This window comes from Bacteroides sp. L10-4 (assembly GCF_013373675.1).
GTDB classification, from domain to species: domain Bacteria; phylum Bacteroidota; class Bacteroidia; order Bacteroidales; family Bacteroidaceae; genus Bacteroides; species Bacteroides muris.
This window is the reverse complement of record NZ_JABXJH010000015.1, coordinates 28,553-41,293: the sequence shown is the minus strand read 5'-3', so window position 1 is coordinate 41,293 and position 12,741 is coordinate 28,553. Positions and strand designations below refer to the sequence as shown.

General features: G+C 43.9%; 9 protein-coding genes. 1 reads left to right on the top strand and 8 read right to left on the bottom strand.

Features of this window, described 5'->3' with window-relative positions; all coding sequences use genetic code 11:
• Positions 1–45: 45 nt before the first annotated feature.
• From HU824_RS06975 to HU824_RS06960, 4 genes are all read right to left on the bottom strand, one after another.
• Positions 46–762, bottom strand: a complete 717-nt coding sequence (locus HU824_RS06975) for a DUF3823 domain-containing protein (RefSeq protein WP_176468460.1) — start codon at positions 760–762, stop codon at positions 46–48.
• Positions 763–787: 25 nt separating this feature from the next.
• Positions 788–2,779, bottom strand: a complete 1,992-nt coding sequence (locus HU824_RS06970; RefSeq protein ID WP_176468459.1) for a RagB/SusD family nutrient uptake outer membrane protein — start codon at positions 2,777–2,779, stop codon at positions 788–790.
• 12 nt (positions 2,780–2,791) lie between these two features.
• The gene (locus HU824_RS06965) at positions 2,792–6,193 is read right to left on the bottom strand and encodes a TonB-dependent receptor (protein ID WP_176468458.1); all 3,402 of its coding nucleotides are present in this window, start codon (positions 6,191–6,193) and stop codon (positions 2,792–2,794) included.
• Between the two features lie 235 nt (positions 6,194–6,428).
• Complete coding sequence (locus HU824_RS06960; RefSeq protein WP_176468457.1) at positions 6,429–7,442, bottom strand: FecR family protein; 1,014 nt, start codon at positions 7,440–7,442, stop codon at positions 6,429–6,431.
• 136 nt (positions 7,443–7,578) lie between these two features.
• On the opposite strand from HU824_RS06960, the gene HU824_RS06955 reads away from it, so the two are divergent.
• Positions 7,579–8,157 carry an RNA polymerase sigma-70 factor gene (locus HU824_RS06955; RefSeq protein ID WP_008665234.1) on the top strand — a complete coding sequence of 193 codons (579 nt, stop codon included), beginning with the start codon at positions 7,579–7,581 and terminating at the stop codon, positions 8,155–8,157.
• A gap of 101 nt (positions 8,158–8,258) precedes the next feature.
• On the opposite strand, the gene HU824_RS06950 is transcribed toward HU824_RS06955, so the two are convergent.
• The 4 genes from HU824_RS06950 to HU824_RS06935 form a co-directional block, all read right to left on the bottom strand.
• A complete protein-coding gene (locus tag HU824_RS06950; RefSeq protein WP_176468456.1) occupies positions 8,259–9,242 on the bottom strand; it encodes a hypothetical protein in 984 nt (327 codons plus the stop codon).
• On the bottom strand, positions 9,212–9,553 hold the full coding sequence (locus tag HU824_RS06945; RefSeq protein WP_176468455.1) for a hypothetical protein: 342 nt from the start codon (positions 9,551–9,553) through the stop codon (positions 9,212–9,214). The genes HU824_RS06950 and HU824_RS06945 overlap by 31 nt, the downstream gene beginning before the upstream one ends.
• A gap of 6 nt (positions 9,554–9,559) precedes the next feature.
• Positions 9,560–9,850 (bottom strand): hypothetical protein, encoded by a 291-nt coding sequence (locus tag HU824_RS06940; RefSeq protein WP_176468454.1) that lies wholly within the window; start codon positions 9,848–9,850, stop codon positions 9,560–9,562.
• 113 nt (positions 9,851–9,963) lie between these two features.
• Complete coding sequence (locus tag HU824_RS06935) at positions 9,964–12,603, bottom strand: valine--tRNA ligase (RefSeq protein ID WP_176468453.1); 2,640 nt, start codon at positions 12,601–12,603, stop codon at positions 9,964–9,966.
• Positions 12,604–12,741 lie beyond the last annotated feature (138 nt).

Below are 12,741 nucleotides of genomic sequence, written 5' to 3'. Positions count from 1 at the left end.
AAAAGATGTTCTGCCGTCAAGCAGAACGTCTCCCTCTGCTATAAATTACAATTTTATAACTACTACCGGCGCATAATTATGCCGTACAGTGCCCACACCCGAAACATCAGCCAGAGCGCCAATACGGAAATAATAATTCTTGCTGTATTTCAAGACATCAGCATTTTGTCCCAGATCGATGGACAATGTATAAATATCAGCGCTATTTATAGCAGTACTCGGACTAAACACTTGCTTATCAGTCCCTCCATTCAACGTCAATTTCACATTGTTACCTACCCACATATCTGAAAAAGCAAACAACTGAATCTCTTTCAATTTCACTTCTTGTTTACCAGCTTCCAACGAGAATGTAGCAGTAATTACATTGCCATTCTTTTCTACTTTTGGACTTTTGACGCGGATATAAGGAATAACCTTGAAATCATACACATTATCCCCTGACTTAACAACAAAATCCTTCACTTCAAATGGATAAAAATTCCCATTTTCAAAACGAACATCATAAGTGGCAGCAAAAACCATATTGTTACGATATTCTCCAGTATTTGTGATGTACCAGGTTTGATCCGTAGCATTAGTAAATCCATGCTCCCTCACTTTAATTGCATTACCGTTTTCCATATCAGAACCTACAAGTTCACCTGTCTGTTCGTCAAAGATAGAACCATGTATGGAAGCATCCGGTCCCTCATAATTATCAATTTCACAAGATGTCAATGCGAATAAGAAGCATGACACAAATAACAATATCTTTTTCATAACTTTCTACTTAATATTATTCAAATTAATGACCTGGATTCTGAACTAAACCATTCGTAGCAATATTAGGTATGCCCCTATAGTAGTTGATGTTCTGGAAAGTACGCCCTCCTCTTGTTTCGTCACCAAAATAGTTCACCCTTGCAAAGACATATTTAGGCTCTGCACCACGCAAGTCAAGCATCGGCACCAAAGCTTTACGAATTCTATTATTGCTGAACTCAGTATGGAATTCCCTACGACGATTCATATCCCAAAAACGCTTTCCTTCAAACGCCATCTCCACACGACGTTCCTTCAAGACACTCTCTAATGTCAAAGATATCCGGTCGGTGTGTCCGGCTCTACGTCGCAAAGCATTCAAACAGTTCTCAGCCAATTCCTTATCGCCAAATCCACTACCATTTTCCACAACAGCCTCAGCATAATTCAGGTAGACTTCTGCCAAACGCATATCAATATAAGAGGTAGTGGACGAAAGACGGTCGGGAGACATGCTCTCGCCCTCGGGCATATACTTACGAACTCCAAAACCTGTAGCAGTCCAATTAGCATCCTCACCACTGTTCACATTATTAAATCCAGAGAACATGGTTTCACCTTCGGCTCCTAAAGCATAATATGTTGTTCCATTTTTCTGAGTAGACTCGTTTGAATAAGCCACATAGCTATTATTGTCCTTAATAAATCCGCCCTGGATAATAATCTCAGTGCCGGCATAAGATGAACCCGGCACAACCACACTTGCCAACAGACGTGCATCCTTGTTGGCAAACGGTTCATACAAATCGTTATATTTAACAAAAGGTACCGACATCAAGGTGTTCACTACAGAAGCATTATTCATATTATGGAAATTAGCGATATAAGCATCTTCATTCCCATCCGTACGAGTTACAATCTTTGCACTTTTTCCCGTGCCGTCATCCGTATAATCTTCAAACAAATCAACGATTTCCAACATCGGATTGAAACGTCCATATTTCAGAGCGCCCGGATTGACTTGAGGAAGGATATTAAACTGAGCATAGCTATGTCCCTGATTAGTATTGGTTGTTCCATTAAGATACGCTTTACTGAAAATAATCTCTTCATTCTGGTCATTCAGGAACAAGGCCTGGAAGTTTGATGCAGCCTCCTTAACAGTAGCCGGAGCAGGCTTATAAAGAGATTTACCGGAATTCTCTATAAGAAACTTAGATGCTTCAATACATTCTTTATAGAATGCATCGGCATCGGCAGAAGTCATTCCACCCACCAGTTTCTGAGTGACAGCCTCACCAGCCAAAGGTGCCAGATTCCAATACTTGGCTACAGAAGCTGCATGAAGTGCAACTCTTGACTTCAACGCATAAGCTGCCCACTTGGTTACGCGATACAAATCCGAACCAGAAGTCGCATCGGGCAAAGTAGCAGCAGCAAGGGTGCACTCATTCAATACAAATTTCCAAGTATCCAACTCTGTACTGCGGGGAACTGCCACAGCACCCGGTCCACCATTGGCATAATCATCGTCCTGCACTTTGTCAATCAGAGGAACGCCGCCATATCTTTTTACAAGCCCATAATACATATAGGCACGTGCAAAATGGGCTTCACCAGTCATACGATCCGCATCTGCCACAGAAATTGTTCCAGCTTCCTTGGCTTTTTCTACATTCTGCATAAAGATATTCACCTGACGAATATCTCCATAGGGCCAATAATTGAATCCTTCATAACCTATATCCACTCCTCCGTCACTACGGGTAGCTTCGTCGGTAAGAAATGCCAAATTAGTAGTTTCATTCACACCATCATAACCGCGTTGATTAAAACCAGCGTTCGGACGATAATTAAAATCTTCCATAGGAATCATGGTATATATGTTTGCCAATAGTGCCTTTACACCACCTTCTGTCTCCAATAACTGATCGGGAGACACTTTATCCAGCGGTTCAAGTTCCAAGAAGGCATTACAACCGGACAATCCCATCAATGCACATAACGAGAATATCGATAAAATATTTTTTTTCATGGTATTTCAGAATTAAAAGTTTATGTTTAACCCAAAGTTATAAGTTCTCATCAACGGATATGCCAGGTTGGCTCCCCAATCCCTTTCCTCACGTTCGGGGTCAGCATCCTTCAAAGCCTTGTTACAGAACGTAAGCAGATTTGAACCATTGACAAAGATACGGGCACTGTTCAACCCGATTCTTTTCATAAATGATTTTGGCAGATTGTAACCGATCTCCATACTCTTCAAACGGAGATAAGTAGCTTGCGGAAGCCAAACGGAAATACCATAATTCCATCTACTACCATTATCCGAAGTATTAGAGAAATTGTGGCGTAATGCCGGATAATAGCCGGCTACCCATTGTGTGGCAGGATTATACGGATCATCTGTTATATTTGCAGGATGCCAACGATCTACATATTTCGCAATTAAATAAGATTTATTTGTCTTGCCACCATATCCCCAAACATCATCATTGGCATATCCGATGGAGTAACCGGAAGCTCCTTGAAACAGCATATTGAGATCAAAATTCTTATAAGAAGCCGCCAAAGTCAACCCATACTGGATAGGAGGATTTGCACCGGTTGCCCAAAACTCCGGAACACGGTCACTGCTGTTAATTCTACCATCACCATTCAGGTCAAGCAATCTGTAACTACCCGGAAGCATCTTAGAGTTACCCAAGTTCCCACCAATCAAAGGAGCCGTTTCATACTGTTCCAAAGAAGTATATTGGCCATCGTATTTATACAACCACATCACATTACTATTACGGTTTTCCTTTCCATTCAGCCATCTATCCATAGAACTGGTATATTCTGCATGTTCCACATGCAGACTTCTTTCACGGGCATACGTAAAATTAGCACTTACTGAATATGAGAAGTCCTTACCGATTTGTCCTCTGTGTCCCAATTCAATCTCAAAACCCCGGTTCCGGTTAGAATTCAGATTTTCCTTCGGGAAACTTGCACCAAATGTATCAGGAGCAGATTGTGCACGGTCGGCCAAAATGCCTTCATTCTTACGATTGAACCACTCGATAGTACCACTCAACTTACCGTTCCATAAGTCAAAATCCAGACCTACATTGGAAATAGAAGATGTAACCCAAGAAAGCCGGTCAGTCACTACACCAGGGGCTACCATACCCATAATCTGGCTGGCACCATCAAAAACATAACCATTAGAAGCTGAATTATAAGCAGATACATATTGGAAAGGATCACCGGCATCATATCCACTTTGCCCAAAAGAACCCCTGATTTTCAAATTAGTAATAAACGGCAAATTGTCCTTGATGAAACTTTCTTCCGAAAGTCGCCATCCGGCACTTACCGACGGGAAGAACGTCCAACGCTTAGAAGGAGCATAACGATAAGAACCATCATAACGCCCTACTACTTCCAACAAGTATTTACCGGCATAATCATAGTTCGCACGCATCAGATAGGCTGCTAAACGGCCAAAACTACGATACCCTGAATTGGTAGCTGTACCCGGACTTGCCTGATTCAAAATATCATTAGTAAACAACTCTGAATATTGCCGGGAACCGGATAATTCATCGCGTCGTGTACTGTTCAACTCTGCCACAGCTGTCACATTCAAATTGTGCTGATTGAAAGAACGCATATAATTAGCCTGCAACCTACCATAAATCTTCTGATATATTCTCATCGTATTGGAATAAGCATCAGTACTACCTCCCGTACCGGCAGGCGCATCTGTATAATAATCATACAACGGATAAGAACGATTTAAAGAAGAGTTGTTACGATTGTTACCGTCAAATGACCCCAAAAGACTCAATGCCAACCCTTTTACAAAAGGAACTTGCCAATTCAATTCCACATCGGCAGAATACGTCAGGCCTCTGTTCTTGCGATAACCGTCTATATCCGGATCAACCAACGCAAAAGGATTCTTGTTTTCAGGACCGATTGCAGACAAATGATTGGGATTAGCAATCGTATGAGTACCGATACCACGGTCATTAACCATCAAAGTCTTAAAAGTCCACATAAAATCCTCTCTCGGCCTTTGGGTTTCATCCCAACGCCCGGACAGATTCACATTCAGTTTCAGCCCTTTCGTAAGCTCTGCAGTCAGGTTACTTCTCAGATTATATCTATGATAGTACTGGATACCACTCTTCAGCAAACCATTATCGCCATTATAGCCGAAGCTCACATAATATTTCACCTTATCCGTTCCGCCTCTCACAGAAACAGTATGCGATTGCTGGAATGCCAGTTTATTCATAAACATGTCAATCCAGTTATTGTCTGTATAACCCTTAGCCCCGGTTCTATACAGTTCCAGAATATCGTCAGTGTATTCAGGGGCAGCCTGGTCATTACGTGCCCTTTCATTGGCCAACATGCGATAAGTATAAGCATCTACCGTTTCTTCCATACCCGTGGCATTCTTCATACCGAACAATGCCGAGTAAGATACTCTGGTCTTTTCGGCCACACCTTTTTTGGTAGTAACAATGATTACGCCATTAGCCGCATTCATACCATAAATAGCGGCAGAAGCATCTTTCAAAATAGAGATACTTTCTATATCCTCAGAATTCAGCTGTGCAAGTTCTTCAGTACCTTCACGCGTGATACCATCAATTACCACCAACGGGTCACCATAACCGCGAATGCTCACCATATTGTCGAAAGTTCCCGGCTCTCCGGTTTTCTGGCGAATCAATAGTCCCGGCATCTTACCTTGAATATTGCTAATCAGATTCTCGGTCTTGGTCGTAGCTATTTCATCAGCACCAATGGCTGCAATGGCACCGGTCAGTGATTCTTTCTTCTGTACACCATATCCTACAACAACCACTTCATCCAATATCTCAGCATCTTCTACCAAAACTATCTTGAACGAATTTCGGCCTGCAACCTTTATGTTTTGTGTCTTATAACCTACATAGCTTATTATAAGAGTAGCATCAGAGCCCACATTGGTCAGAATGAAATTACCGTCAATGTCTGTTATGACACCGTTGGTAGTTCCCTGCACCAAGATACTGGCACCAATCACCGGTTCACCGGTTGCATCGACCACAGAACCTTTCACTGTCGCAGCCTGTAAGGTTGCCTGTATCCCATCAGCTCCTACAGCTTTATCATAAAGGATTATATTACGGTCCAATATCTTATAGCCTATATTGGTTCCTTTGAATACATCGTTCAGAACCTTGAATATGGTTTTGTTATTTGCCCGGACCGATACACGGCGCTTAACGTCAATCTGCTTGTTGTTGTAGAAGAAAACGAATTCAGTACCCTGTTCCAATTCTGTCAGTACTTCATCAACAGTCTTGTTCTCAAGAGCAATGTTTACCATTGTCTTTTGAGCATAACCTTCATTGGCAAAAGTCATACCAACCAAACAAAACAACATAAATAATGTGCATCTCATAGCAAGAGGAATTTTTTTCATGCATCTCATCAGGACACTTTTTGCCCTAAATGATTGGATACAATAGTGTTTTTTCATAATTTTGTATTGATTTCTAGTGAAAAAATAAAGTTGCTTTATCTGTCGCCAAACAGATATTTAAAAGTTACTGTGTTTCATGCAGGAAAATGCGCCAACATTTTCCTGCATGTTTTTCTAAACGGACTTGTGTTTCATCATACTACTTTTTAAAGGGTTAATAAACTTCTATTACCTGTCTCTCGGCATTCACATCACCATCTTCAACAAACTTGAAATGAATATTCGAGGAGATTCGGAAGTGCTCCAATATTCGCTCCAAACGTTGTTTGGTAAATGTAGCCGTAAAGGAATTCTGCTTCAATGAAGCCTTTTTCAGAATGAATTCCACATTATATCTTTTGCTCAAACTCTTCAATATATCTTCAAACGGAGTGTTTCTGAAAATCAAGCGTCCGTCCTTCCAACATGTTTCCACGTCTACATTGACTTCTTTCACAACGACCTTTTCCCGCACTATATCATAAATAACCTTTTGCCCCGGTATCATCATCACATTATTCCTCCTGCCGTTATTCACATAGGAGAAACTGACTTTACCTGAAACCAAAGTGGTCTGTACCGTCCTGCTCCCTTTGTAAGCCTCTACGTTGAACTCCGTTCCATGTACCACTATCTTGGAATTGTTCAGCGTGCCGACAATGAACTTCTTTTCATCTTTTGCGACAGAAAAGAATGCTTCACCCACCAACTTCACTTCCCTTTTATCATCGGCAAACCGGGAAGGATAGCGCAACGACGACGACGAGTTCAGAACGACTTCCGTTCCATCCGGCAATTCGACAGAAGTAGTCATTCCCGGATTTGTCCTGACTTCCATCATATGTATCTCTTCTTTATCCTTGTCCCAATAAAGGATAGACCACGATACCATCAAAGGGATGAATAAAATGGCGGCCGCCCGTTGCATCCCTCTAAATAATACCTGATACCTATTGACCTTTTTCTGTTTCATCTTACGATGTACATCCTCCAAGGCCTTCTTTACATCCAGCCTGGATGAAATCTGCGCCATGTCCGCTGCCAGACCGAGTGTCTGAACCTGGCGGGCTGTCCTGCGGTTCTCTTCCGATGATTCCAGCCACTCCTCTACCAGAGCAGTTTCATTCTCCGTTGTCTCTCCTTCATAATACCTGAGAAGCAGGTTCTCCATTCCCTCTCTTTTTACCATAATTTTTATTGCTAGCTTTAATCTAAAGACAAACGGGTGAAAAGAACTCCTAAACAAAAAGCTAAAAATATTTTATATGCTTAGATTATAATGGGAAAAAAAGCTATTTTTGCCCAACAATAATGCCCCCCACCCTATGAGAAACATACCATTAGAAGATACATCTTTATTATCCGCCATACAAAAAGGAGATAGAAGTGCTTTTGATGTGTTATTTCAAAAGTACTATTCTGTGCTCTGTACCTACTGCTATCGTTTTGTCCGGTTGGAAGATGCAGAAGAGATTGTTCAGGACGTCATGCTATGGCTTTGGGAAAACCGCGAAAGACCCATTATCGAATATTCGCTCAAGCAATATCTGTTCAAGGCTGTCTACCATCGTTGCATGACCCGGATTGCCCAAAATGAAGTGAAGCAACGGGCAGACACCGCTTACTATGAACGAATGTTCGCCATGCTGCAGGAGGTGGATATCTATCAAATCAACGAATTAAGCAAGCATATACAAAGGGCCATCAACGAACTGCCGCCTACTTATAGGGAAGCTTTCATCATGCATCGTTTCCAGAATCTGAGTTACAAGGAAGCTGCCGAACTACTCAACGTTTCCCCCAAAACGGTAGACTACCGCATTCAGCAAGCTTTGAAGATTTTAAGGGTCAAGCTGAAAGATTATCTGCCACTGATATTGATGCACCTGCTCACCTCGCATTAAGACCATACACAAGCGGAACGTCTCCTATACCTTGCCGGCCCACACACCACTGCAAGACTGATGCGGCGTGTGGCAGAGTTGTTCAGATAATCAGCTTATCATCATTCGTTCCACAAATCAAGAATCGCCCCATGTCCACTGGCATTTTCCGGTTTACGGTCAAAGGGTTGTTTGGTTCCGGAGTGAATCTCATACAACCCTTTGGCTGTTTCCATCATGGCCTCCACTTGTTCTTTGTATGGGCAATCGGTCACATCAATCAGTCCGCAGTTATAGTTCTCCCTGTCATTGCGCCCGGTCAAATCCTGGTCGCACCACTGGAAGTAGCCCGTACCTATCAGTCCGGGCAGCTTTGCCACCTTGAGCGCACAGTCCATCATAGCCGGGTCGGGCACTAAATCGTAACAATTGAAACTAAGGACATCGAACGATTCACCGCATATCTTCAGAATCTCTTCATCCAGTTCGAGAATATTGCCGAAGCGGATACCGAGGTTCAGATGATGCGGGTCGTGCTTCTTCAGGATTCGGTTTGTCGTAGTCAGGAAGGTACGGAAAGTAGAAAAGACGAACTCCTTACGGCTTTCCGGAGTGTCACCTTTCTCTTGCAGATGTTTCTTCAAGGCCTCTTTGACAGGACGGTCTTTCCCCTCAAGAACAAGGCTGCAAAGGCGGGCTTCCTCATTCAGCCAGGCAGGTTCGTTCCCTATGAAATAACCTATCAGCCACGGATTGTCCTTGTAGCCTGTCACAAATTTGGCTAAAGACTTGTCTACGTTAGATTCAAAGGAAGGAGCGTACACATCGCAAAACCCCATTAAATCACGCTCAATGCCGATATTGCGCAAAGGCATCAAGAAAGCTTTCCGGTTCATGTTCATGACTTCGGCACTCGACCAGTTGGCAATGGTATTCAGCCCCCATTTGTCCATGCGCTTAAATATCAGTTCTTTTGATTTTTCGGGGAATGACTCACCATGCCTGCGATACTGGTTCCAAAAACCGAAAGAGGCGGAACGGCTGCCCCGGTAGTTGCGATTGGCAAACTTTTCCATCAGCTCGGCAGGGGGAAGTTCCTTGTACATGCCTTCACGATGCTCTGCATCGCGCACCACACCTCCTCCACCGGGTTAGATTGTCCGAACTCGTCTACAGCAGGGACTTCGCCCATATACGCATCTCCCGAATCTTCGCGGGCAAGCATAATGGAACGAATCTCAATCATCGGATTGTGGATAGGCTTGCGCATACGGATGCCGATGGAGTCCACACCGTGCAACGGTCTCCTATTGCCTCCTAAGTTTATCCACCCCATATAGCGGGCATGGTTAAAAGTTGCAGCCAAATCCACAGCCGCATCAGGCAATTCGGTAAAGTATTTTAAAGGAATAGCCAATTTGTTTCAGGCATTGGGAACGTAGGACATGATACGCAACTCATTGTAGCCATAATCGGTAGTAAAACCGAGTTGGAAACGCTGGGCAGTGGCAATCTTATACTCAAGCACCACAAACTGATACCCATCCCAGTCTGCCGGTAGCTCAGGATTCATGTCTTTCAAAGCGAATTTCTTACCCGATACCTCCTTAGTACTGTCAAACCGCACTTTGAATGTCCGCTCTGCAGGTTTACACTGGATGAATAAAGACATTGCCAACGTTGCCCATACAAGGATCTTCCTGTTATTCTTCATATTTAGAAATTTATTAGGGGTGAATAATATATATTCCTTGTTTCTCTTCAATCTCTTCATGTATCAAAGACAAATCCCCCTAAACAAATTCCTAAACATTCAGAGTATGTTTCTTAGCATTCTTTCTTCTTCAATGCTGCAATACTTTCCTTGAGAGATTTGATGATACTTTCAGCATCTGCCTGCTTCTTGCGTTCCATCTCAAGAACGGCAGCAGGAGCATTATTCACAAACTTCTCGTTACCCAGTTTCTTCAGCACACCCTGCAAGAATCCTTCCTTATGCTTCAGTTCGGCCTCCATACGGGCTATCTCGGCTTCCACGTCAATCATGTTACCCAAAGGTACGGCATATTCCGTAGTACCTACCATGAAGGAAGCAGCACCATCGGCCTTGTTCTCCACGATGTCAATAGATGAGAGATTACACATTTTCGTAATAACTGCGCTGAATGCCGCAACCGGATTCTCACCGATAACCTGCAACTCAAGTGCCTCTTTTTGGGCGATGTTCTTCTGCAAACGGATGGAACGGATATTGCTGATAACCTCTTTCACCACTTCAAACTCCCGGATGATATCCTCATCTACCAATGCCGACATTGACAACGGGCTTACCATCAAGCTCTCACCGTCTGTACGGTCGCAAAGATGCTGCCACAACTCCTCTGTAATAAATGGCATGAACGGATGGAGCAGATGCAACAAGTTATCAAAGAAACCGATAGTTGCTTCATACACTTTCCGGTTGATGGGCTGGCCGTATGCCGGTTTAATCATTTCCAGATACCAGGAAGAGAATTCGTCCCAGAACAGTTTATAAACAGCCATCAGCGCTTCGCTCAGACGATACTTGTTGAACAAGTCGGCTACCTCAGCAGCTACAGCATTCTGTTTAGACTCAAACCAACGCATAGCCAGTTCGGCTGCTTCGGGTACGGGAACTTCTGAACTTACTTCCCAGCCTTTAATCAAGCGGAAAGCGTTCCATATCTTATTGTTGAAGTTACGTCCTTGTTCGCAAAGTGCATCGTCGAAGAGGATGTCGTTTCCGGCAGGAGCCGAAAGCATCATACCCATACGTACACCGTCGGCGCCGTATTTCTCTATCAAGTCCAATGGATCGGGAGAGTTACCCAACGACTTGGACATCTTACGTCCCAGCTTGTCACGGACAATACCCGTGAAATAAACATTCTTGAACGGCATCTTCCCTTCATATTCATAACCTGCCATAATCATACGGGCTACCCAAAAGAAGATAATGTCCGGACCGGTCACCAAGTCGCTGGTAGGATAATAGTAGCTGATTTCCTCATTGCCCGGATTGTTGATGCCGTCAAACAAAGATATAGGCCACAGCCAGGAAGAGAACCAAGTATCCAGACAGTCTTCGTCCTGACGAAGGTCTTCCTGTTTAAGACCGGCATTACCTGTTTTCTCTTTTGCCAACGCCAAGGCTTCTTCGGGAGTGGCAGCTACCACGTAGCCACCTTCCGGCAGGAAGTAGGCAGGAATGCGATGCCCCCACCACAACTGGCGGCTGATACACCAGTCCTTGATATTTTCCAACCAGTTCTTGTACGTATTCTTATATTTGGCAGGATAGAACTTCAACTCATCATTCATCACTGGCGGCAAAGCCATGTCGGCAAAGTGCTGCATCTTCAGGAACCACTGCATGGAAAGCTTCGGCTCGATGGGCACGTTGGTACGTTCGGAGCAACCTACCTTGTTAGTATAGGCTTCCACTTTCTCCAACAGACCGGCAGTGACAAGGTCTTTCTCAATCTGATCGCGTACATCAAAACGATCCATACCGATATACAGTCCGGCCGCTTCACTGAGCGTACCGTTATCATTGAAGATGTCAATACTCGGCAGGTTGTACTTCTCACCCAGCATATAATCGTTCACGTCATGGGCAGGAGTTACCTTCAGACAACCTGTACCGAATTCTATATCTACATAATCGTCCTCAATGACCGGGATAACGCGTCCTACCAACGGAACAATCACCTTCTTGCCCTTCAACCAAGTGTTCTTGGGGTCATTCGGATTGATGCACATGGCGGTATCTCCCATGATGGTTTCGGGACGGGTGGTGGCAACCACTGCATAACGTCCTTCGGGGTCACCTTCTACCATATACTTCAGATAGTACAGTTTGCTGTGCTCTTCCTTATAGATTACTTCCTCATCACTAAGAGCAGTCAGTGCCTTCGGGTCCCAGTTCACCATACGGACACCACGGTAAATCAAACCTTTGTTATACAAGTCGACAAAGACCTTGAGCACGCTTTCACTGCGTTTCTCGTCCATAGTGAAAGCCGTACGGTCCCAATCGCAGGAAGCGCCCAGCTTGCGGAGCTGCTTCAAGATGATGCCGCCGTGTTCATCGGTCCATTCCCAGGCGTGCTTCAAGAACTCGTCGCGGGTAAGGTCTGTCTTCTTGATGCCTTGTGCGGCAAGCTTGTTCACCACCTTGGCCTCGGTAGCAATGGAAGCATGGTCGGTTCCCGGCACCCAGCAGGCATTCTTGCCTTCCATGCGGGCACGGCGTACCAGAATATCTTGTATGGTATTATTAAGCATGTGTCCCATGTGCAACACACCGGTGACGTTGGGGGGCGGGATGACGACGGTGTAAGGCTCACGACCATCGGGTTTCGAACTGAATAATTTGTGGTCCAACCAATACTGGTACCACTTTCCCTCCACGTCAGCGGGATTGTACTTACTTGCTAATTCCATGTTTTTAAATCTCTATAATTAATTTATTGCGAATAACGGGCGCAAAATTAATGAATTAAAATTTAAATATATATTTTTGTCCCTACAAAATGAGTCAGGAGTTAGTAGGAGTTAAAGGGAGTTATCGCCCTCCGGGCT

What these genes read in the sequence shown, in the direction of transcription:
- HU824_RS06975 (WP_176468460.1), bottom strand. Translation starts at nt 762, where the DNA reads ATGAAAAAGATATTGTTATTTGTGTCATGCTTCTTATTCGCATTGACA.
- HU824_RS06970 (WP_176468459.1), bottom strand. Translation starts at nt 2,779, where the DNA reads ATGAAAAAAAATATTTTATCGATATTCTCGTTATGTGCATTGATGGGA.
- HU824_RS06965 (WP_176468458.1), bottom strand. Translation starts at nt 6,193, where the DNA reads ATGAGATGCACATTATTTATGTTGTTTTGTTTGGTTGGTATGACTTTT.
- HU824_RS06960 (WP_176468457.1), bottom strand. Translation starts at nt 7,442, where the DNA reads ATGGTAAAAAGAGAGGGAATGGAGAACCTGCTTCTCAGGTATTATGAA.
- HU824_RS06955 (WP_008665234.1), top strand. Translation starts at nt 7,579, where the DNA reads ATGAGAAACATACCATTAGAAGATACATCTTTATTATCCGCCATACAA.
- HU824_RS06950 (WP_176468456.1), bottom strand. Translation starts at nt 9,242, where the DNA reads ATGTACAAGGAACTTCCCCCTGCCGAGCTGATGGAAAAGTTTGCCAAT.
- HU824_RS06940 (WP_176468454.1), bottom strand. Translation starts at nt 9,850, where the DNA reads ATGAAGAATAACAGGAAGATCCTTGTATGGGCAACGTTGGCAATGTCT.
- HU824_RS06935 (WP_176468453.1), bottom strand. Translation starts at nt 12,603, where the DNA reads ATGGAATTAGCAAGTAAGTACAATCCCGCTGACGTGGAGGGAAAGTGG.